The sequence below is a fragment of the Streptomyces sp. NPDC051684 genome (assembly GCF_044453445.1).
Lineage (GTDB): Bacteria > Actinomycetota > Actinomycetes > Streptomycetales > Streptomycetaceae > Streptomyces.
Genome location: NZ_JBITCS010000014.1, coordinates 57,304 through 77,967, shown reverse-complemented (window position 1 = coordinate 77,967; position 20,664 = coordinate 57,304). Strand labels below are relative to the sequence as shown.

At 71.6% G+C, this 20,664-nt stretch carries 17 protein-coding genes and 1 other RNA gene; 2 read left to right on the top strand and 16 right to left on the bottom strand.

The features are described from left to right. Nucleotides 1–134: 134 nt before the first annotated feature. The 5 genes from ACIA8D_RS18535 to ACIA8D_RS18515 all read right to left on the bottom strand — a co-directional run bounded on the left by ACIA8D_RS18535 (nucleotide 135) and on the right by ACIA8D_RS18515 (nucleotide 5,332). Nucleotides 135–2,498 carry a HelD family protein gene (locus tag ACIA8D_RS18535; protein ID WP_399233356.1) on the bottom strand — a complete coding sequence of 788 codons (2,364 nt, stop codon included), beginning with the start codon at nucleotides 2,496–2,498 and terminating at the stop codon, nucleotides 135–137. Between the two features lie 122 nt (nucleotides 2,499–2,620). After that, entirely contained in the window at nucleotides 2,621–3,439 is an 819-nt protein-coding gene (locus ACIA8D_RS18530; RefSeq protein WP_399233354.1) for an anti-sigma factor family protein, read from the bottom strand. After that, entirely contained in the window at nucleotides 3,436–4,041 is a 606-nt protein-coding gene (locus ACIA8D_RS18525) for a sigma-70 family RNA polymerase sigma factor (protein ID WP_266710860.1), read from the bottom strand. The genes ACIA8D_RS18530 and ACIA8D_RS18525 overlap by 4 nt, the downstream gene beginning before the upstream one ends. Nucleotides 4,042–4,115: 74 nt before the next feature. Beyond that, nucleotides 4,116–4,724 (bottom strand): CGNR zinc finger domain-containing protein, encoded by a 609-nt coding sequence (locus ACIA8D_RS18520; RefSeq protein ID WP_399233352.1) that lies wholly within the window; start codon nucleotides 4,722–4,724, stop codon nucleotides 4,116–4,118. Nucleotides 4,725–4,789: 65 nt separating this feature from the next. Further along, nucleotides 4,790–5,332: a GNAT family N-acetyltransferase gene (locus ACIA8D_RS18515; protein ID WP_399233350.1), complete on the bottom strand. Its 543-nt coding sequence runs from the start codon at nucleotides 5,330–5,332 to the stop codon at nucleotides 4,790–4,792. 93 nt (nucleotides 5,333–5,425) lie between these two features. Here ACIA8D_RS18515 and ACIA8D_RS18510 point away from each other — a divergent pair, with 93 nt between their 5' ends. Beyond that, a complete protein-coding gene (locus ACIA8D_RS18510; RefSeq protein WP_399233347.1) occupies nucleotides 5,426–5,926 on the top strand; it encodes a DUF1772 domain-containing protein in 501 nt (166 codons plus the stop codon). 221 nt (nucleotides 5,927–6,147) lie between these two features. Here the strand turns inward: ACIA8D_RS18510 and ACIA8D_RS18505 are convergent, their stop codons facing one another. The 7 genes from ACIA8D_RS18505 to ACIA8D_RS18475 form a co-directional block, all read right to left on the bottom strand. Beyond that, nucleotides 6,148–7,311 carry a uroporphyrinogen-III synthase gene (locus ACIA8D_RS18505; RefSeq protein WP_399233344.1) on the bottom strand — a complete coding sequence of 388 codons (1,164 nt, stop codon included), beginning with the start codon at nucleotides 7,309–7,311 and terminating at the stop codon, nucleotides 6,148–6,150. 124 nt (nucleotides 7,312–7,435) lie between these two features. Then, on the bottom strand, nucleotides 7,436–8,806 hold the full coding sequence (locus tag ACIA8D_RS18500; RefSeq protein WP_399233342.1) for a nitrate/nitrite transporter: 1,371 nt from the start codon (nucleotides 8,804–8,806) through the stop codon (nucleotides 7,436–7,438). Nucleotides 8,807–8,946: 140 nt separating this feature from the next. Further along, on the bottom strand, nucleotides 8,947–9,645 hold the full coding sequence (locus tag ACIA8D_RS18495; RefSeq protein ID WP_399233339.1) for an MHYT domain-containing protein: 699 nt from the start codon (nucleotides 9,643–9,645) through the stop codon (nucleotides 8,947–8,949). Between the two features lie 173 nt (nucleotides 9,646–9,818). Then, nucleotides 9,819–11,276: an acyltransferase gene (locus ACIA8D_RS18490; protein ID WP_399233336.1), complete on the bottom strand. Its 1,458-nt coding sequence runs from the start codon at nucleotides 11,274–11,276 to the stop codon at nucleotides 9,819–9,821. Next, complete coding sequence (locus tag ACIA8D_RS18485; protein WP_399233334.1) at nucleotides 11,273–13,462, bottom strand: glycosyltransferase; 2,190 nt, start codon at nucleotides 13,460–13,462, stop codon at nucleotides 11,273–11,275. The genes ACIA8D_RS18490 and ACIA8D_RS18485 overlap by 4 nt, the downstream gene beginning before the upstream one ends. Next, nucleotides 13,463–14,185, bottom strand: coding sequence for a hypothetical protein (locus ACIA8D_RS18480; RefSeq protein WP_399233332.1), 723 nt, complete (start codon nucleotides 14,183–14,185; stop codon nucleotides 13,463–13,465). 212 nt (nucleotides 14,186–14,397) lie between these two features. Next, nucleotides 14,398–15,375: a LysR family transcriptional regulator gene (locus tag ACIA8D_RS18475; protein WP_399233330.1), complete on the bottom strand. Its 978-nt coding sequence runs from the start codon at nucleotides 15,373–15,375 to the stop codon at nucleotides 14,398–14,400. Between the two features lie 83 nt (nucleotides 15,376–15,458). Here ACIA8D_RS18475 and ACIA8D_RS18470 point away from each other — a divergent pair, with 83 nt between their 5' ends. Next, nucleotides 15,459–16,658 (top strand): MFS transporter, encoded by a 1,200-nt coding sequence (locus tag ACIA8D_RS18470; protein ID WP_399233328.1) that lies wholly within the window; start codon nucleotides 15,459–15,461, stop codon nucleotides 16,656–16,658. Nucleotides 16,659–16,662: 4 nt separating this feature from the next. On the opposite strand, the gene dacB is transcribed toward ACIA8D_RS18470, so the two are convergent. The 4 genes from dacB to ACIA8D_RS18450 form a co-directional block, all read right to left on the bottom strand. Further along, a complete protein-coding gene (gene dacB, locus ACIA8D_RS18465; protein ID WP_399233326.1) occupies nucleotides 16,663–18,264 on the bottom strand; it encodes a D-alanyl-D-alanine carboxypeptidase/D-alanyl-D-alanine-endopeptidase in 1,602 nt (533 codons plus the stop codon). 119 nt (nucleotides 18,265–18,383) lie between these two features. After that, nucleotides 18,384–18,771, bottom strand: a transfer-messenger RNA (tmRNA) gene (gene ssrA / locus ACIA8D_RS18460). 121 nt (nucleotides 18,772–18,892) lie between these two features. Continuing rightward, entirely contained in the window at nucleotides 18,893–19,441 is a 549-nt protein-coding gene (smpB, locus tag ACIA8D_RS18455) for an SsrA-binding protein SmpB (protein ID WP_399233573.1), read from the bottom strand. A 31-nt stretch (nucleotides 19,442–19,472) separates the two neighbouring features. Next, on the bottom strand, nucleotides 19,473–20,645 hold the full coding sequence (locus tag ACIA8D_RS18450; protein WP_399233324.1) for a S41 family peptidase: 1,173 nt from the start codon (nucleotides 20,643–20,645) through the stop codon (nucleotides 19,473–19,475). Nucleotides 20,646–20,664 lie beyond the last annotated feature (19 nt).

The following is a 20,664-nucleotide window of genomic DNA, read 5'->3' as shown; positions in this document are numbered from 1 at the left end:
CACGTGTACGACACCGACCCGCCATGCTCGCCTCGCGGCAAGTGGTCCCTCTAAGGGACGATGGTTGGGCCCGGGGGCTTGGATCGAGCCGGTGCCGTCATCAACGGTAACACCGGAGACAGCAGGGGCAAGGGTCAGTCGCGGAGCAGGTCCGGCACCCCGTTCTCGTCCGGTTCGTCGCGTTCGCCGGAGACCACCGTGAGCTGCTGCGTCGCCCGCGTCAGAGCCACGTACAGGACCCGCAGGCCCGCCGGGGACTCGTCGGCGATCTCCGCCGGGGAGACCACGATCGTGGCGTCGTACTCCAGGCCCTTGGCCTCCAGGGAGCCGAGCGCGACGACGCGTTCGCCGAGCCCGGAGAGCCAGCGGGCGGCCTCCTCGCGGCGGTTCATCGCCACGACGACGCCGACGGTGCCGTCGACCTGCTCCAGGAGCCGGGCGGCCTCCGCCCTTACCGTGTCCCCGACCTTGTCCCGTACGACCTCGAAGCGCGGCCGCACGCCCGTCGAGCGGACCGCCGAGGGGGACTCGGAGCCCGGCATGGCGAGCGCCAGGACCTTCGCGGCCAGCTCGGCGATCTCGGACGGGTTGCGATAGTTCACGGTCAGCGTGAAGCGGCGGCGGGGGCGGGTACCGAGGGCCTCGTCGCGGGCCTCGGCCGCCTCGTCGGGGGTCGACCAGGACGACTGGGCCGGGTCGCCCACCACCGTCCACGTCGCGTGCCGGCCGCGGCGGCCGACCATCCGCCACTGCATCGGCGTGAGGTCCTGCGCCTCGTCGACGATGACGTGCGCGTACTCGGTGCGTTCCTGGGCGAGCCGTTCGGCGCGCTCGCGCTGGGACTCCTCGCGCTGCGGCATCAGCTCCTCCAGGCCCGTGAGCTGGTCGAGCGGGTCGTACTCGCGCTTCTTCTTCGGGCGGGCCGGGGCGCCGAGGACGGCGGTCAGCTCGTCGAGGAGGGCCACGTCGTGGACCGAGAGGGCGTCGCGGCGCAGCGACTTGGCGAGCCTGCGGATCTCGCCGGGGTTGAGGATGCGGCGGGCCCAGCGGCCGAGGCGCCGCTCGTCGGACATGGCGGACAGGACCGCGCGGGGCGTCAGCTCCGGCCACCACGCGTCGAGGAAGCGGAGGAACTCGTCCTCGCCCGTGATGTCCTCGTCGAAGGAGGAGCGCAGCTCGGCCGCGAGCTCCGGGTCGGAGTGCCGGCTCCCGGCGCCCGACTGGTCCCAGAGCGCGTCGAGGAGCAGCTTGCGGGCGCGCGGGCGCAGGTGGTTGACGGGGGCGGTGCCGCCGAGGGCGGCCTGCCGGATCCGGTTCAGGCGGTCCGCGTCCAGTTCCAGGCGGCGGCCGAAGGCGACGACGCGCAGCCGTGTCGGGGTCTCGGCCGGACCGGCCTCGGGTTCGTCGTCGTCGCCGAACGCGAGCTGTTCCTGGACGGCGGGCCGCTGCGGGCCCCCCGTCTCCAGGGCGCCGCGCGCCGCCTTCCGCAGCACCTTGAGCATCCGCGACGAGCCCTTGACGCGGGCCACCGCCGGGGAGTCGTAGACCGTGGCCTCCGCGCCGTCGACCAGCGAGCCGACCGCGCGGATCGCGACCTGGCCCTCCTCGCCCAGCGAGGGCAGCACGCCCTCGGTGTAGGCGACCAGGAGCGGGGTCGGCGAGACGATCAGGATGCCGCCCGCGTAGCGCCGCCGGTCCTGGTACAGCAGGTATGCGGCGCGGTGCAGCGCCACCGCCGTCTTGCCGGTGCCGGGGCCGCCCTCGACGTACGTCACCGAGGCGGCGGGGGCCCGGATGACCTGGTCCTGCTCGGCCTGGATGGAGGCGACGATGTCGCGCATCGAGTGGCTGCGGGCCTGGCCGAGCGCGGCCATCAGCGCACCGTCGCCGATGGCGGGCAGCCGCTCGCCGTCCAGGTACGCGGACAGCTCGGGGCGCATCAGGTCGTCCTCGACGCCGAGCACCTTGCGGCCCTTGGAGCGGATGACGCGGCGGCGCACCACGCGGCCCGGGTCGACCGGCGTGGAGCGGTAGAAGGGGGCCGCGGCCGGGGCGCGCCAGTCGATGACGAGCGGCGAGTAGTCGGCGTCGAGGACGCCGATGCGGCCGATGTGCAGCGTCTCGGCGATGTCGGCCGTGTTGTCCTCGCGGACGGCGCCGTCGGCCGGCTCGACCGCCGTGTACGCGCCGTCCGGGCCCTTCTTGCCGTCCTTGCCCTGGAGCAGGTCGATGCGGCCGAAGAGGAAGTCCTCGAACTCGTTGTTGAGGCGGTTGAGGTGGATGCCGGCGCGGAAGACCTGCGCGTCGCGCTCGGCGAGCGCGCCGGGCGTGCCGACCTGGCCGCGCTTGGTGGCGTCCTCCATCAGGAACTCGGCCTCGTGGATCTTCTCTTCGAGGCGTCGGTAGACGGCGTCGAGATGGTCCTGCTCGACACCGAGCTCACGGTCGCGCACCGAGTCCGCGTTCGCGTCCTTCGCTGCGTCCGTATCCGATTTCACCGCTGAATCGTGCGGAGCCTGAGCGGCCACCGGGCCCCCTTCTGACGTGCTGGGCAGCCGTCAAAGGTACGCGAAAGGGGCCCTGTAGGGCTACGTGCGGCACCGCGCGTTCGGCCGCGCGGTCAGGCGTTCACCTCCACGAGCCGTTTCCCGTCGAGCGTCTCGACCTCGAAGTGGTCGATCTGGCCCCGGTCGAAGGCCGCGCCCCCGTGCACGTACAGGGGGTGCTTCGCGTTCGCGTTGGTGCTGTTGTCGATGCCGTAGCCCCATTTCGGGACGGCCCAGGTGGTGACCGTCTCGCGCTCGCCGTTCTTGCCGACGGCGACGAGGGAGCACTTCAGCGGGCCCTTGACGTTCTTCAGTTCCAGGACCGTGTGGGTGCCCCAGGCCTTCTTCTCCATGCCGATCGTCGCCGTGACGTTCGTCTTCGCGTCCGTGGCCTTCACCTTCTCGGGCATGTGGTGGAAGAACGCGTCCTCCGCCGGGCTGGTGGGGTGCGGGTCCGCGACGTTGTTGCCGCCCCCGTCGTCCGTCACCGCCATGACCGTCAGCGGGCCGCCGATGATCAGGGCAGCGGCGGCGGCCACCAGAAACAGGCCGCGCCTGCGCTTCTTCGCGCGGCGGCGCCCCAGTTCGTCGGCGAGCGACTCCGCGAGGCGGGGGCTCGGGCGGGCGGCCAGCGAGTCGCCGATGCCCGGGGTCGCGGTGCGCGGGGCGCCGCGGTCGGCCGGCAGGTCGGCGAGGGCGGCGAGCATCGGCTCCATGCCCGCGAACTCCTCCAGGTTCCGCGCGCACTGCTCGCACGTCGCCAGGTGGGCCTCGAAGGCGCTCGCCTCGGTGTCGTCGAGGATGCCCAGCGCGTAGGCGCCGACGGTCTCGTGCACGTCGCCGCCCGTCGGCCCGTGGCCGAAGGGACCGTACGCCTCATGCCCCGTCGTCATGCCGTCACCCCCCGTTCCTCCAACGCCAGCTTCATCGAGCGCAGCGCGTAGAAGACCCGCGAGCGCACCGTGCCGCTGGGGATGCCGAGCGTCTCGGCCGCCTCGTTGACCGTACGTCCTTTGAAGTACGTCTCCACGAGTACTTCCCGGTGGGCCGGGGTCAAGTCCTCCAGCGCATCGGAAAGGGTCATCAGCCACAGCGCCTTGTCGATCTCGTCCTCCGCGGGGATGACCTCCAGCGGCGACGGGTCGACCTCCTGCGGCCGGGCCTGCCGACTGCGGTGGCCGTCGATGACGATGCGCCGGGCGACCGTCACCAGCCAGGGGCGTACCGAACCGGTCGCTCGGTTGAGCTGGCCGGCGTTCTTCCAGGCACGGATGAGCGTCTCCTGTACGACATCCTCCGCGCGCTGCCGGTCCCCCGCCACCAAGCGGAGCACATAGGCCAGAAGCGGCCGTGCGTGCTCGGCGTACAGCGCGCGCATCAGCTCCTCGTCCGGCTCGGGCGGCCGGGGAGCGCGATGTCGGGCCCGGGGCGGGCGTTCATCGGCCACGGCGGAATCCTTGCGCACGCCTACCTCCGGTGTCCCCTGTTCGGCCATGTCTCTCGGCTGGGCTCACGGGAGGGATACGCAGACGAACTCGCGGATGTTCAAAGGGAGTTGCGGATCGTGTCTCAGGCCCTGGCCAGGGCCGCCGCTCTGCGTCGGTGTCTGGCCACGCGTTCCCGGTTGCCGCACACTTCACTGGAGCACCAACGGCGCCTGCGCCCCCGGGACATGTCGAGGTAGATGATCGGGCAGTTGTCGCCCTCGCACTGGCGCAGCGCCCCGCGTACTGCGGGGTCGGTGAGGAGGTCGACGACGTCCCGCGCGACGGCCGCGAGCAGGGCCGGACAGTCGGGCTCGGCGTGCAGCGAGCGTACGAGGGTGCCATCGGCGGCGCGGACGGCGCGGGGTGCGGGCGGGGCCGCGCGGGCGAGCAGGTTGACCCGTTCCAGGGCGGCGGGGGCCGGTCGTCCGGAGAGTTCGCCGCGCACCAACTGGGTGATGTGGCCGCGCAGTTCACGGAAGGCGGCGAGCCAGGCGGGCGAGCGGTCCGGCAGCACGGCGGCGCCCGGGACGAGCCCCGCGCCGACCAGCCAGGCGCGCAGCTGGTCGGGGCTCGTGAGGCGTTCGTCGGGGTGCGCGGTGGCGAGGAGGTCCAGGCACAGGCGCCCGGAGTCGAAGCGCAACTCGTAGGGGGCAGGGGCAGGCGGGTGGGGCCCAGTGGGTACTGCTGCCATGCCCTCTACAGTGCCCGCCCGCGGGCCGGGCCGGAACCCCCGCTGCCGGAACGGGGGTTGACGGCCTACGCGCGGCCGTACGCCGGAGGGTCGTCGTGCAGGATCCGCTGGAAGAGGACGTGGTCGCGCCAATCTCCGTTGATGTGGAGGAACTTGGGCGCGAGGCCGTACCGGACGAAGCCGCACTTGGCGAGCACGCGCTGGGACGCCGCGTTGTCCGTGAGCGTGCCGGCCTCGATGCGGTGCAGGCCCAGTTCGTCGCGGGCGGCGCGGCAGATCTCCTCGACGGCGGCCGGGATCAGGCCCCGGCCCCGGTAGTCGGCATCGACCCAGTAGCCGAGGTTGGCGCTGCACAGCGGGCCGAGGTGGATGCCGTTGAGCGCGGCGCGGCCGACCACGCGGCCGTCCGCGGCCCGGTCGAACAGCAGCCACATCACCCCACTGGGCTCGGCGATCCGCTCGGCCTGGTCCCGCGCCGTGTAGTACTCCTCCGGGCGGTACGGGTCCCAGGCCCGCATGAACTCCCGATTGCGGACGACGGCGTCGGCGAGCGCCTGCGCGTCCGCGGGGTCGGCGCGGCGCAGTTCGATGTCGGGGGCGATCAGCATGGCCGTACGGTACGCGGGCCCCTGGACGCTCGCGTATGGGGCTGCGCGGATCGACGATGTCGGGCGGGCGCGGGCCGCGGCTTGACTGGGGCCATGACGACAACGACGCGTGTCACGGGATGGGTACTGGGGGCGGCCACGGTCGCCATGGGCCTGGCAGCAGGGTCGTTCTACGTGTTCTCGTGCGCCGTGATGCCCGCCGTGGCGCGCAGCGGCGACCGCACGTACATCGAGGTGATGCAGAACATCAACGACGTCATCCAGAACCCGGTGTTCTTCCTGAGCTTCGTCGGGGCGCTGCTGCTCACCGGGTACGCGGCCTGGCGGGTGCGGCGTCAACGGGGCCTGCGCGGCTGGGTGTTCGCGGCGCTGATCGGCTACGCGGTGGCGTTCGTGCTGACGTCCGCGGTGAACGTGCCGCTGAACGACGCGCTGGCCGCGGCGGGCACCCCCGCGGGGATCTCCGACCCGGCGCGGGTGCGGGAGGACTTCGAGGGTCCGTGGGTGGCGTGGAACGTGGTACGGGCGGTGCTGTGCACCGGGGCGCTGGGGTGCCTGGTGCGAGCGCTCCGAGCCAGCCCCTCCGGCGTTTGAGGAGCGGGGTCCGGGGCAGAGCCCCGCGACGTGCACCTAGGGCTTGTCGTTTGGATCAGGCCGGATCAGGGAGCGGGGCCTGGTGCGTGCGATCGCAAGGCGGAGGAGGGAGGCGACGCGGAGCGTCGTCGACCGACGACAACGCCGCGAGCGTGCGTGCCAGGCCCCGCGAGCCCGGCCTGATCCAAACGACAAGCCCTAGTCGGCCGCAACAGGCCAGATCAAGCGTCGGCGTACTTCGCGTCCGCCGCCGGATCCAACGCCAACCGGTACCCCCGCTTGACCACCGTCTGGATCAGCTTCGGCGTCCCGAGGGACGACCTGAGCCGCGTCATCGCCGTCTCCACCGCGTGCTCGTCGCGCCCCGCGCCCGGCAGCGCGCGCAGCAGCTCCGCGCGGGACACCACCCAGCCGGGGCGGCGGGCCAGCGTCCGCAGCAGCGACATACCGGCGGGCGGCACCGGGCGCAGCTCCCCGTCCACCACCACGGCCTGTCCGCGGATCTGCATCTGGTGGCCCGCGACCGGCAACGTACGCGCGCGTGCCGGGAGTTCCTTGCACAGCAGCTGCACCAGGGGTCCGAGCCGGAAGCGCTCCGGCTGCACCGTGTCCACGCCGCGCGCCTGCAACGGCACCGCGGTCACCGGGCCGACGCACGCCGCGAGCACGTCGTGGCCGAGCGCCGCGAGCAGCTCCTCCACCAGGCCCCGCTCCTCCGCGCGGCGCAGCAGCGCCGTGGCGGCCGGGGCCGAGGTGAAGGTCAGCGCGTCCACGCCGCGCGCCACCGTGGCGTCGAGGAGGCGGTCGACCGGGCCGATGTCCTGCGGCGGCAGCCAGCGGTAGACGGGGACGCCGACCACCTCGGCGCCCGCCTCGCGCAGCGCCTCCACGAAGCCGGGGAGCGGTTCGCCGTGCAGCTGCACGGCGACGCGCCGCCCCTGGACGCCCTCGTCGAGCAGCCGCTCCAGGACCTCCGCCATCGATTCGGACGAGGGCGACCACTGCTCGGTGAGACCGGCCGCGCGCACCGCGCCCTTGACCTTCGGGCCGCGCGCGAGGAGCTCGACGCCGCGCAGCCGCCCGAGCAGGTCCTCGCCCAGGCCCCAGCCGTCGGCGGCCTCGATCCAGCCGCGGAAGCCGATGGCGGTGGTGGCGATCACCACGTCCGGCGCGTTGTCGATCAACTCCTTGGTGGCGACGAGGAGTTCGCTGTCGTCCGCGAGCGGGACGATGCGCAGGGCGGGCGCGTGCAGCACCGAGGCGCCGCGCCGCTGGAGCAGCGCGCCGAGTTCGTCGGCGCGGCGCGCCGCGGTCACGCCCACGGTGAAGCCCTCGATCGGCCCGTGGGCCCGCTCCGGCATCGTGGCCTGCTGTTCCTCGTCCATGCTGGTTCTCGCCCCGCTCGACGTTTCTTCGTGCCCCGGGTCGACCGGTGCGTCGTACGAGCCTGTCAACGCTCCGTGTCGGCCCCGGATCAACGTTATTGCGTCCGTGTTACGGGGGCCAATGTCACACCTCCGCATAGCTGAGCTGCGGCTTCGTCTCCGCCGTGGAGCTCGCGACGGTGCGCGACGCCGAGCGGCGAAGGTATACGGCCCAGGTCACCGCGAAGCACACGGCGTAGAAGGCGAGGAAGGCGACGAAGGCCCCGGTGCCGGTGCCCGCCGTCTGGAAGGACTGCCGGAACGCCAGGTTGATGCCGAGCCCGCCGAGCGCGCCGACGGCGCCGATCAGCCCCATGGAGGCGCCGGAGAGCCGTCGCCCGTACCCGGCCGCCTCCTCGCCCGTGAGCCCCTTGACCAGCGCCTTCGCCTGGAAGATGCCGGGGATCATCTTGTACGTGGACCCGTTGCCGAGCCCGCTGAGCACGAACAGGGCGATGAACGCGACGGTGAACAGGGTGAGCGACTTCTCGACCGAGGCGAGGGTCACGACGGCCGTGGCGAGCGCCATGCCGACGAAGTTCCACAGCGTGATGCGCGCTCCGCCGAAGCGGTCGGCGAGCCTGCCGCCGACGGGCCGGATCAGCGAGCCGAGCAGCGGCCCGATGAAGGTGACGCCCGCTGCCTGGAGCGGCGTACGGCCGAACTGGGTCTGCAGGACGAGACCGAAGGCGAACGAGTAGCCGATGAAGGAGCCGAAGGTGCCGATGTAGAGGAACGACATGATCCAGGTGTGGGCGTCGCGCACGGCCTCCTTCGCGGCGCCGGTGTCGTTCTTCACCGTCGCCAGGTTGTCCATGAACAGCGCGGAGCAGACGGTCGCGACGACGATCAGCGGGATGTAGATGCCGAGCAGCACGCGCGGACCGCCGCTCGCGCCGATGACCACGAGCGCGACGAGTTGGACGACGGGAACGCCGATGTTGCCGCCGCCCGCGTTCAGACCGAGCGCCCAGCCCTTCTTCCGCAGCGGGAAGAAGGAGTTGATGTTGGTCATGGAGGAGGCGAAGTTGCCGCCGCCGACACCGGTGAGCGCCGCGCACCACATGAAGGTGGTGTACGAGGTGCCCGGCTCCATGACCAGGAACGCGGCGATCGACGGCACGAGCAGCATGCTCGCCGAGACGATCGTCCAGTTGCGGCCGCCGAAGACCGCGACGGCGAACGTGTAGGGCACGCGCGCGAAGGCGCCCACCAGCGTCGCCATCGACACGAGGAAGAACTTCCCCGCCGGGTCGATCCCGTACTCGGGCCCCATGAACAGGACCATCACCGACCACAGGGTCCAGATCGAGAAGCCGATGTGTTCGGAGAGGATCGAGAAGGCGAGGTTGCGCCGGGCGACCTTCGCGCCCGTCTCCTCCCAGAACACGTCGTCCTCGGGATCCCACCGCTCGATCCAACTCCGGTTCCGGGGCTGTTCCTTGGGGCCAGGCATCGCACGCCTCCAGGTCATGGTTCGCAGCTGACGTGACCGAAGGTAGGGAGGCGGGATTTCCGGCCTGTGGCGTGGAGTGACCGTCGGGGAACGTTGCTCTCACCCGGCCGGAGGGCGGATGGTGAGGCCCGGTCGGAGCCTCAGGAGCGCACCGCCGGGTCGCCCTCCAGCGTCTGCGGGTCGAAGAGCAGCACGGCCCCGGCGAAGAACAGCGTGAGGAACGGGCCGATGAGATACGGCACCAGGACCGTGAACACCGCGGAACCCGTGTTGCCGGCCGGCGCCATCAGCTCGACGGTGAGCGCCTCCATGCCCAGGTAGTGCATGGCGCAGACGGCCACTCCCATGAGCAGGCTGGCGCCGAGGCTGACGAAGAGCCCGCGGACGTTCATGATCAGCCACAGGGCGGCGGTGGCGGCCACCACGGCCACGGCCACCGACGCGGCGACGATGGACGCACTGTAGTGGAGGGTCCCGGCGAACTGCATGGCGGCCATGCCCAGGTAGTGCATGGCCGCGACGCCGAGCCCCATGAACAGGCCCGCGCCGAGCAGGACCGGCGTGCGCCGCCCGCCGTAACCGGCGGTGAAGACCCCGACGCCGACCACGAGCACCGCGACGGCGAGGCTGAGGAACGTGAGCCGGGCGTCGTAGTCGATGTGCGCGCCCTGGACCTGGAAGCCCATCATCGCGATGAAGTGCATGGACCAGATACCCACGCCCAGCGAAAGCGCGCTGTACGCCAGCCACTTGGGCCGTCCCGAGTCGAGGTGCCGGGCGCGCACGGTGCAGCGCAGCCCGATCCCGCCGCCCAGACTTGCCACTAAGAACGCTGCCACCGGGGTTATCGCCCCATAGCCGAACCCGTCCACCGTCGCCTGCACGCCACACCTTCACCTGGTCGCCCCGTCGGTGCCCGTCCGTCGCGGGCGCCGCCGGTTCACGCTAGCGACCCCTCCAGCGCTTGGACACCGAATGCGCACACCGCCATCACATCGTGACCCGGCGGCCCTCAGGAGTGCCGCGCCCGCTTCCGGCTCTTCCGCCCGTCCGGCCACAACCGCGGTCCGCGCTTCGCGGCGAGGTCTTCGACCCAGCCGGTCGAGACGATCGCGAGACCGATCAGCGGCCAGACGAGGACGAAGGCCCAGAGCATGTACGTCGAGTCCAGCGCGGAGCTCAACCGGTCGTCCATGAACGGCAGTTGGTAGAGCAGGTCGATCAGCGGGAACGTCGCCATGATCAGCAGGTTGTGCCACAGGTAGATCGTGACGGCCCGGTTGTTCGCGAGGGTCACCAGCCGGTCCCACCGGGCGAGCCGGCCGGGCAACTGCTGCCACGACGGCGCGTACTGGAGCAGGATGACGACGAACCCGAGGGACCAGGTCGCCTGTGCCAGCGGGATCTCGTTCAGGTCCCAGCCCTCCTCGGGGAGGTGGCCCGAGGCCCACCACAGGCCGAAGCCCATGAGCAGCGCGGCGATGGACACGGCGGCGTAGCGCGGCACCTTCCGCAGTACGCCCTCCTGGTGCGCGAAGCCGAGGACCCAGCAACTGCCGTACACGGCGAAGTCGGTGACGGCCTCGCCGGTGCGGCCGGGGATCTCCACGAGGCCTGTGCCGACGACGGCCGTGAGGACGAGCGGGGCGCACAGCGTCGCCCACGGGAGCTTGCGGAACGCCTTGAGCAGCAGCGGGGACGCGAGCACGAACCACAGGTAGGCGCGCAGGTACCAGAGCGGGCCGATGCCCTGCTCGGCCCAGGTGGTCTCCAGGAAGCCGGGCGGGTTGGCGATCTCCCACGGGTAGGCGGGGGCGCCGATCGGGATCACGTAGTTGACGATGCCGAGCCAGCCCCAGGCACCGCCGCCGGTGTCGGGGTCCTTGCCCGGGTTCCAGCCGCCCATGAAGAGCAGCGGCAGGACCAGCGCGCTGAACAGCCACATCGGCGGCAGGAGGCGCCGCAGCCGCCCCCGTACGACGCTCAGCGCGGGCCTGCTCAGGGAGCGTGCCATCAGCGATCCGGCGAGCGCGAACATCACGCCCATGGACGGGAAGACGACCGAGAGCCAGACCCAGCCGAACAGGTGGTACGCGACGACGCGGACCAGCGCGATGGACCGCAGCAGGTCGAGGTAGCGGTCGCGGCCGGGCTTCTTGGGCGCGGGCTCCGCCGGTGGCGACGGACTGGTGGTGTCGGCCCGCGAGGGCGCCTCGGGGAACCGGGCGGTCGCCTCGGCGGCCACTCCCCCGCCGGCCACCGCGTCGGTGAGCACGGGGCCGCCGCCGGGTCCGCGGGGCGGCACCGCACCGGGCCTGGCAGGCGGTACGGGCCTTGGGGGCGGCACGGCCGGCCAGCCGGACTCGGAGGCGCCCAGAGGGCGGCCGGTCTCGGGCCTGGCGAACCAACTCCCGTTCCCGGACGGCTCGTTCCCGCCCGCACCACTGCCGCCGTTCGTCGGGTACGTCATGCCACCGGCCTCCGCTCGTTACCCGAGACGGAGTTCGTCCGCTGGTGCGGCACCCGGCCGCCGGGGCCCGCACCCACCACGCCGGTGCGGCGCAACTTCTGCCAGCGCAGCCGACCGCCGGTGAGCGCGGTGATCCAGGACTGGAGCAGCACGACGTACATCAACTGCCGGTACAGGAGCTGCTGGAGCGGGAGGGATATCAGGTGCGTCATGCGTTCCTTGTCGAGCCGGAAGGCGTACGCCGCGCAGACCGCCTGGAGCGCGAGCACGCCGAACCAGGCGCCGACCGTCTTCTCCGTCGGGCCGAACACGAGCCCGTAGAGCAGGAAGATGTCGATCAGCGGAGCGAGCAGCGGGGCCAACACCATGAAGAGCGAGACCAGCGGGAGACCGACCCGGCCGAAGCGGCCCGAGGGCCCCTTGTCGACGACGGCCCTGCGGTGCTTCCAGATGGCCTGCATCGTCCCGTACGACCAGCGGTAGCGCTGCGACCACAGCTGCTGGACGGTCTCCGGGGCCTCGGTCCAGGCGCGCGCCTTCTCGGCGTAGACGACCCGCCAGCCGTCGCGGTGCAGCGCCATCGTGACGTCGGTGTCCTCGGCGAGCGTGTCGTCGCTCATGCCGCCGACGCGCTCCAGGGCACTGCGCCGGAAGGCGCCGACCGCTCCGGGGATCGTCGGCATGCAGCGCAGGATGTCGTACATGCGGCGGTCGAGGTTGAAGCCCATCACGTACTCGATGTGCTGCCAGGCGCCGATCAGCGAGTCCCGGTTGCCCACCTTCGCGTTGCCCGCGACGGCGCCGACCTTCGGGTCGCCGAACGGCTGGACCAGCTCGCGCACGGTCGCCGGTTCGAAAACGGTGTCGCCGTCCATCATCACGACGAGGTCGAACCGGGCGTTCGCCAGGCCCCTGTTGAGCGCGGCGGGCTTGCCCGCGTTGTGCTGCCGGACCACGCGGACGCCGGGCAGCCGCATGTTCTCCACGATGCGCGCGGTGCCGTCCGTCGACCCGTCGTCGATGACCACGACCTCGATGGGGTGCTCGCTCAGCGCCAGCGAACGGACCGTGTTCTCAATGCACTTGGCCTCGTTGAAGGCCGGTACGAGGACGGAGACCGGTTCCGTGACCGGCCGCCCCCACGCGAAGCCCTTGCGGCGCACCCGGCGCGCGTGCGCCGCGGACAGGATCAGCATCAGGCCGAAGCGGGACATGACGAGGACGCCGATGACGGCGAGGCCGACGACGAGGACGCCCGTGACGTTGTCCGAGGCCGCCACCGCGTAGACCCACGCCTTGCCCTTCCACAACTCCAGGCCGCTGACGGGCGTGTGCGCGCCGGGCATGCCGAGGGCCTCGGTGAGGTTCGCGAACTTGTAGCCCTCGCCCTGAAGGTCGGGCAGGAAGCGGTCGAGCGCGGCGACGGTCTGCGAGCGGTTGCCGCCGGAGTCGTGCATCAGGACGATCGCGCCCTTGCCGCCCTTGGGCGTGGCACGGCGGATGATCTCGTCGACGCCGGGGCGCTTCCAGTCCTCGCTGTCCGTGTTGTTGACGACGGTGATGTAGCCGCGCGAGCCGATGTACTTGGTGACGGGCCACGACGCGTCGTCCATGGCGTCGGCGAACGAGGAGTACGGCGGCCGGAACAGGGAGGTGCGCACGCCCGCCGCGCCTTCGAGGGCCAGCTGGTTCTGCGACAGCTCCCAGTCGATGCGCTTCTTCGACTGGTAGGAGAGGTCGGGGTGGTTGAAGGTGTGCAGGCCGACCTCGTGCCCCTCGTCGACCATGCGGCGCACCAGGTCGGGGTAGCGGGAGGCCATGGTGCCGGTGACGAAGAAGACGGCGTGCGCGTCGTGCTTCTTGAGGACGTCGAGGACCTTCGGGGTCCACTCGGGGTCGGGGCCGTCGTCGAAGGTGAGCACCAGTTGGTGCTTGCCTATGGAGCGGCTGGTCTCGCGGCCGCCCCTGGTGTCGATGACGGGCCCGCCGTCGAGGATCTTCTCCGGCACCTTGTCGGTGGCCGCCTCGGGGCGGATGCGGTGGTCGGCGAGGATCTCGCTGTGGACGTAGCCGCGCAGCATCAGCATCGCGATCATGGCGACGAGCAGCAGCGCGGGCAGCAGGTAGCGCAGCGGGAGGCGGCGCCTGCGGGCACGGGCCGGCGCGTGGCGTGGACGGTCGGACATCTACAGGACGCTGCTTTCCAGGGGCGGGACGAGGGACGCCACCAGGGGCGCTGCGATCAGACGCGCGAGGCCGGCGCCCGCGAGGGTGTCCGAGCCGTCGGTCCCGGCTCCGTCCGCCGGGCCGCTCGGCTGATCGCCGGGGTCCGTCGACGGGTCGGCGGGGCTGCCGCCGGACGGCTGCGTCGTCGGCTTGTCGCTGTCGTCCGGTTTGGTGGGCTTCACGCTCGGCGTCGGCTTGCCGCCCGTGGGCCCGCCGGTCGGCGATGCTCCGGTGGACGGCTTACTCGACGTAACGGCTCCGGTGGTCGGCGACGCGCTCGCGCCGGGCGCCGCGGAGGTGCTCGGCGCCGCACTGCCGGAGGCGCTGGGCTGCGTGGTGGCGCTCGGCGACCCGGGCGACGAGAGGGCCGGCGTGGGCTCCGACGACTCGGTGCCCACCTTGCCCGCACCCTTGCCCTCGGCCGGCATCGGCAGCCACGGCGCGTCGGAGTTGCCGGAGAAGACGGTGACCACGATGACGACCGCGTAGACCGCGATGGCCAGGCCGGCGGCCACGCCGAAGCGGCGGAAGGTGCGGCCGCGCCGCCCCGAGTCGTCGACGAAGACGGGGAGTTCCTTGTCGTCGGCGCCCGACTGCTCCGCCCCGGTGGGCGTGGGAACGTCGGGTCTCGCACCGACCGGTCCGCCCAACTGTCGACCTGTGAAGTCGAGTTGGACCGTCACCTCGTGCGGGTCATGGGTCGGCCCCGATCGGCCGTCTGCTCGCGAGTTCTCCACCGTACGCACATCCCCCCAAGGACACATTCACGGGTGCGCGAGCGATGTCGCGGGCCTTCGCCGACCGAACCGGGCCCCCACCCGATCCGCGCGCCCCACTATCACATCGCACCCGAGACCAGAATGTAGCGCACACCAGTGACACCCACGCACAGACCTCATTCACGACTCAACATAATCTGCACATCTGTGGCTGGAATCCACGCCTCCGGGGGCCTTTCCAGCCATCCGTTCTCCGCCGCGAGAGCCGCCGCCGCGGCACGAAGTGCCGCGATTCCGGGGTGTTTGCGCCCCTTTCGCCACACGAGTGACACAGGCGACAGTGGCACCGGATCGACGAGCGGACGCAGCACCGAGCCCGGCATGGCCGGAAAGTCCACCCCGGTCAGGACCGGATTCCGGTACTTGTCCATGATCCGGCGGAACTCCTCCTTGCCCACGGCGAGCGGCGCGGGCGGCGCGACGCGGATGCCCCGGCCCTCGAACAACAGCCGGGCGAGATCGGTCCATTCGGGTGTGCGGGGGTTGCCGGCGCCCGCGTAGACGGCCTCACCGGCGAGCCGGTCCAGAGGCACGGCGTCGAGCGCCACCAGCGGATGGTCCTCGGGCAGCATGATCGCCATCGGCTCGTAGCGCACGGGCTGCTGGGACAGCCGGGCGCGCACGGCCGGGTCCAGACCGGCGAACCGGCCGAAGGACACGTCGAGCCGCCCCGAGAGGAGTTCGGCGGCGGCGCCGGTCAGACCGCTCTCGTAGCGGGCCATCAGCTCGTGGTCCGGGGCCAGTTCGCGGGCCCGCGCGAGCACCCGCTCGTGCGCGAGCCCCGGGCTGTTGACGTCGACGAGCAGCGGCCGGTCGGCGGCGCCGGCCCCGGTGAACGCGGTGAGCAGCTCGTCCTGCGCCGCGATCACACGCCGCGCGTGCGGCAGCAGCCGGGCACCGTCCGCGGTGAGCGTCACCTGCCGGGTGGTCCGGCCGAAGAGGTCGACGCCCAACTCCCGCTCCAGGCGGCGGATGTCGCGGCTGAGCGCCTGCTGGGCGACGTAGAGGCGGGCGGCGGCGCGGGTGAAGTGCAGCTCGTCGGCGACGGCGAGGAAGGCGCGCAGCAGGCGGGGTTCGACGTTCGCTGGGGACATCCGGCGAACTTACAACGCAAGTGCGTCAATCGGCACCGAGCAGGTGTTGGACCCCGCACGTGACCTGCGGCGACGCTCTTCGCATGTCCACTGCCACGTCCTACACCCGGCTCTTCGCCATCCCCGGCGCCCGCGCCTTCACCCTCGGCAACCTCATCGCCCGCTTCCCGCAGGGGATGTTCAGCATCAGCGCGGTGATCATGATCTCCGGGTCACGCGGCTCGTACGCGCTCGCGGGCGCCGTCACCGCCACGGGCCTGGTCGCCAACGCGCTCGTCGGGCCGTGGACGGCGCGGCTCGTGGACCGCCACGGGCAGGCCCGGATCGCGGTCCCGGCCACCCTCATATCCGCCTGCGGCTCGCTCGCCCTGCTCCTGTGCGTGCACTTCGGGGCACCGAACTGGACACTGTTCGCCGCCTACTTGGCGTCCGCGACGACCCCCAACACGGGCGGCCTGTCCCGGGCCCGCTGGGCCCACCTGCTGAAGGAGACCCCGGACGCCCTGCACACCGCGAACTCCTTCGAACAGGCGGCGGACGAACTCTGCTACATGCTCGGCCCGGTGGCCGCCGCCTTCCTGTGCGGCTCGCTCTTCCCGGAGGCGGGCACGCTGGTCAGCGCCGTGCTCATGGTGACCGGCGTGTTGATCTTCGCCGCCCAACGCGCGACGGAACCGCCGCCCCACGCACGTACAAAGGCGACGAGAACGCCACTACGCGCCCGTGGCATGCCACCCCTGCTGCTCGCCTTCCTCGCCACGGGCGCGATCTTCGGCTCCCTTGAGGTCGTCACGGTCGCCTTCGCCGAGGCGCAGGGCCACAAGGAGTGGGCGGGCGGCATCCTGGCGCTCCAGGCGGCGGGTTCCTGCGCGGCCGGCCTGCTCTACGGGGCGTGGCGACCGGCGGGCCCGGCGGCCCGGCGCCACCCGCTGTGCGTGGCGGCGATGGCGGCCCTGATGACCCTGCCGCTGCTCGCCGCCTGGTCCACGGGCTCCCTGTACCTCCTCGGGGGCGCGCTCCTGATCGCGGGCATGGCCACGGCGCCGACGATGGTGACCGGCATGACCCTGGTCCAACAGCGCACACCGGAGGGCCAGTTGAACGAGGGCATGACGCTCGCGGTGACCGGCATACTCACGGGCATCGCCTGCGGCTCGGCGTCGGGCGGCGCCGCGGTGGAGCACTGGGGCCCCACCGCGGCGTACACGGTGCCGGTCACGGCGGCGTCGTGCGCGCTGCTGCTCGCGCTGTACGCGTACGTACGACGCCCCGAGCGGCGCTAGTCGCTCAGCACATGGCCGGCTTGCGCCACGAGCACTCCAGGTCGCCGTCCCGCTCGGCGGCCGGAACGGCGCGCGTTGACTTCGGCACGACGGCCTTCGCCTCCTTGGACGTCGACTTCGCGAGGGTCACGACGACGGCATCCTCCAGCGGCTTCACGGAGTCGACGAGGTAATTGTTCTGGACGACGCTGTAGACGAGCAGCCGCCCGTCGGCGTCCTTCACATAGCCCGAGAGCGCCGAAGCGCCCGTCAACGACCCGGTCTTCCCCCGGGCGTTGAGGGCGGCGGGCGTGTCGCACATGCGGCTGCGCAGCGTCCCGCCGACGAACCGGTCCGGGTCGCAGGCCACGGGCAGGGACTTGTACCAGTCGGCGTACCAGGGCTCGTCCTGTACGGAGAGCAGCAGGTCGGCGAGTTGCCGGGCGGCGAAGTTGTCCTTGCGCGAGAGCCCGGACCCGTCGACCTGGCGCACCTTGGTGGCGTCGACCCCGGCGCCCTTCAGATAGTCGGCCACGGCGGCGACGCCGTCGCCCCAACTCCCGGGCCTGCCCGTCGCCTTGTACCCCATGGCCTTGGTGAGGGACTCGGCGTGCATGTTGTTGGAGAGCTTCATGAACGGGATCAGCAGGTCCTTCAGGGCCATGGACTCGTGCCCGGCGAGCCGCTTCGCGCCCTTGGGCGTGGCCTGCCCCAGCCTGGTGGAACCGGCGACCTTCACCCCGTGCGCGGCGAGCGCGTCCCGGAACACGGCGGCCGCGTACCCGGTCGGCTCCCACACCGTCACCCACTCCTTGGTGGTGTCCCCGCCCACCGGCACGGTGCCGCTCACGGTGATGGTGTTGGTCCCGTGCCGCCGCTCGACGGCGACGGTGTCGTCTCCCCCGGCCCCGACGGTGGACGCCTTCAGGTCGATGTCCACGTAGTCGTTCTTCGGCGTGACGCTGACGGCCGGCTTGTCCCCGGCCCTGGCCCCGGGCTTCACCTCGACGATGACGGTCCCGGTGTCGTAGTCGGTGTCGGGGGCGACGCTGAGCGCGGAGATCTGGGCGGCGTAGTACGAGGACTCGTCGTCGCCGCCCCAGGTGTCGCCGATCCGGTGGTCGTCGAACCGGGTGTCGTCCGCGACGAGCCGCCCGCTCACCCGCTTCACCCCGGCCGCGGCGACGTCGGCGGCGAGCTTGTCGTAGTCGGCGGCCAGCGTGGTCGGGTCCCCTGTGCCGCGCAGATACAGGTCCCCGTCGAGCACCCCACCGCGCACCCGACCGCCGGCGAGCACGTCCGTCCCGAACCGGTAGTCCGGGCCGAGGGTCCCCATCGCGGCGGCGGAGGTGGCGAGCTTCGTGTTGGAGGCGGGCATCAGCCGCCCGGTCGGATTGTGCTGGTACAGCGTCTCCCCGGTCTTCGCGTCGGCCACGACGACACTCGCCGCGCCGCCCTCCATCCGCGTATCCCCGAGAATCGTGTCGATGGCCTCCGGCAGCCCACCGGGGGCGGAATCGGCACCGGCGGGCGCACTCCACGACAGCCCCGCGGCGGCCACGACGAGGACAAGGGGCCAGGCCCACGTACGGGCTCTGGCAGACGGCTTTCCATCACGTCTCTTCATGCCACAGGAGCATCCCGGAACCGCAGGGCTCCGCCAAGACCCACTACTGAGCCACTGAGCAGCCGGGCCAACGACAAAGGCCCGGCTGTGTGAACAGCCGGGCCTGAATCGCATGGGATGAGTGGAGATGGCGGGAATCGAACCCGCGTCCAACGGTGCAGCAGCAGGGCTTCTCCGTGTGCAGTTCGCTTCGATTTTCTCGGCCCCGGTGATCACGCGAACAAGTCGCCGACGGGCCCAGCCACTGTTTGATTTCCTTTTCCGCCCCGTGGCCGGACGGAAAAGTTTAGTTCCCTAGATTATGCCAGGATCCGGGTCGGGAACACCCCCGGGCTGACACCCTTTTAGGGTCCTTCAGTCGCTGTTATTAGGCAGCGAGGGCGAAGGACTGGGAATCGCTCTTAGAATTGGCGATTATTGGTTGCGACATATGGTTAACGAGATCATTGCCGCTTCCTCGACACGCTTCCCCTGCTTCGACATCCGCTGTCGAAACCGATCATCCCCATGTTGTTTTTTCAAGGTGGACCTTGCGGTCCGGCGTCCCTGCGGTGAGGAACAGTGCCATCGTACGTGACCAACGCACGACGATGCCAGCGTATTCCCGAGGGCCGACGGGAGACGGCCGTCAGCCCATCCGCTCGTTGTTCCGCTGCCGCCGCTTCGCGGCCGCGATCGCCCGGTCCGAGTCCCGCCGGTCCTGCTTCTCGCGCAGCGTCTGCCGCTTGTCGTACTCCTTCTTGCCCTTGGCGAGCGCGATCTCGGCCTTCGCCCGGCCGTCCTTGAAGTAGATCGCCAGGGTCACGATCGTGTGACCGGTCTCCTCGGACTTCGACTCCAGCTTGTCGATCTCCTCACGGTGCAGCAGCAGCTTGCGCTTGCGGCGCACCGCGTGGTTCGTCCAGGTGCCCTGGTTGTACTCGGGGATGTGGGCGTTGTGCAGCCACGCCTCGCCCCTGTCGATCTGGACGAAGGCGTCGGCGAGCGAGGTGCGCCCCTGCCGCAGCGACTTGACCTCGGTGCCGGTCAGCACGATGCCGGCCTCGTAGGTGTCCATGATCAGGTAGTCGTGGCGCGCCTTCTTGTTCTGCGCGACCATCTTGCGCTTGCCGTCCTTCTTGTCGGACGACGCCCCCTTTTTGCCCTGCTTGGGCTGGGACTCCTTCGGTACATACATTGCCTTGGCCATAGTGCTGACCATTTTCGCACTACGAGGGGTCCCCGAGGCCAGTCAATACTGTCTCCGCCCGCCGCAGGGTGTCCGCCTCGGTCTCCAGGTCCGGGGTGATGCCCCGGCCGTCGACCGCGCGGCCCGAAGGGGTGCGGTAGTGCCCGACGGTCAGCTCCGCCACGGAGCCGTCGGGCAGCCGGCTCGGCATCTGGACCGAGCCCTTGCCGAAGGTCTTGGAGCCCACGACGACCGCGCGGCCACGGTCCTGAAGGGCGCCGGTGAGCAACTCGGCCGCGCTCATCGTCCCGCTGTCGACGAGCACGACCACCGGTCTGGACGTGTCGGCACCGCGCTGCGCGTGCAGGGCCCGCTGCGCCCCGCGCACGTCGTACGTCGCCACGAGCCCGCCGTCGAGGAACGCGGAGGACGCCCGGACCGCCTCGGTGACCAGGCCGCCGGAGTTGCCCCGCAGGTCGAGCACGACGCCCGCGCGCGCGGGTGCCTCGGCGACCGCCGTACGCACCTGCTCGCCGACGCCCTTGGTGAAGGCGCTCACCTTCACGAGCGTCGCGCCGTCGGGCAGCCGCGTGGAGACCACCGAGTCGGTGGACAGATTGGCGCGGCGCAGGGTCTCGCTCCACGCGCGCGTACCGCGCTGCAGCCCCACGTGCACGGGGGTGCCCGCGTGCTCGCCCCGCAGGAGCGCGAGGACCTCCGTGACGGGGCGGCCGGTGACCGGCTCGCCGTCGACGGCCGCGATCCGGTCGCCCTCACGGATGCCGGCGAGCTGCGCGGGCGAGCCGCGCCGGACCTTGGAGACCTGGACCCGCCCGTCGGCGGTGCGCCGGGCCCGCAGGCCGATGCCGGTGTACTCGCCGTCGAGGGCCTGCTCGAACTCCTCGTACTCGCCTTGCGTGTAGACGGAGCCCCAGCGGTCGCCACTGCGGCTGACGGCGTCCTGGGCGGCCTTCGTGGGCGACTTCCCGTCGGCCATCGCCTGGGCCGCCGCGGCGCCCGGATCGGTCGGGCCCGCGAGCGGCTTCTCGTGCGCGGCGACGAGCGAACCGTCCCCGCCCTCGCCGGGTTTGCGGTGCTCCCCCGGCCAGGAGCCGGTCGCGGCGCCCGCCGCGAGGACCGTCACGAAGATCAATGTCAGGGTCGCCCCGCGGCCGATGCGACGGGGCCTGGAGTACAGCTCCGGACCTGACATGTCGGTGAGTCTAGGACAA

Coding starts and splice junctions, on each gene's coding strand:
- ACIA8D_RS18530 (WP_399233354.1), bottom strand. CDS start 3,439: ATGACGACGGGGCATGAGGCGTACGGTCCCTTCGGCCACGGGCCGACG.
- ACIA8D_RS18525 (WP_266710860.1), bottom strand. CDS start 4,041: ATGGCCGAACAGGGGACACCGGAGGTAGGCGTGCGCAAGGATTCCGCC.
- ACIA8D_RS18520 (WP_399233352.1), bottom strand. CDS start 4,724: ATGGCAGCAGTACCCACTGGGCCCCACCCGCCTGCCCCTGCCCCCTAC.
- ACIA8D_RS18515 (WP_399233350.1), bottom strand. CDS start 5,332: ATGCTGATCGCCCCCGACATCGAACTGCGCCGCGCCGACCCCGCGGAC.
- ACIA8D_RS18510 (WP_399233347.1), top strand. CDS start 5,426: ATGACGACAACGACGCGTGTCACGGGATGGGTACTGGGGGCGGCCACG.
- ACIA8D_RS18505 (WP_399233344.1), bottom strand. CDS start 7,311: ATGGACGAGGAACAGCAGGCCACGATGCCGGAGCGGGCCCACGGGCCG.
- ACIA8D_RS18500 (WP_399233342.1), bottom strand. CDS start 8,806: ATGCCTGGCCCCAAGGAACAGCCCCGGAACCGGAGTTGGATCGAGCGG.
- ACIA8D_RS18490 (WP_399233336.1), bottom strand. CDS start 11,276: ATGACGTACCCGACGAACGGCGGCAGTGGTGCGGGCGGGAACGAGCCG.
- ACIA8D_RS18485 (WP_399233334.1), bottom strand. CDS start 13,462: ATGTCCGACCGTCCACGCCACGCGCCGGCCCGTGCCCGCAGGCGCCGC.
- ACIA8D_RS18475 (WP_399233330.1), bottom strand. CDS start 15,375: ATGTCCCCAGCGAACGTCGAACCCCGCCTGCTGCGCGCCTTCCTCGCC.
- ACIA8D_RS18470 (WP_399233328.1), top strand. CDS start 15,459: ATGTCCACTGCCACGTCCTACACCCGGCTCTTCGCCATCCCCGGCGCC.
- dacB (WP_399233326.1), bottom strand. CDS start 18,264: ATGAAGAGACGTGATGGAAAGCCGTCTGCCAGAGCCCGTACGTGGGCC.
- smpB (WP_399233573.1), bottom strand. CDS start 19,441: ATGTATGTACCGAAGGAGTCCCAGCCCAAGCAGGGCAAAAAGGGGGCG.
- ACIA8D_RS18450 (WP_399233324.1), bottom strand. CDS start 20,645: ATGTCAGGTCCGGAGCTGTACTCCAGGCCCCGTCGCATCGGCCGCGGG.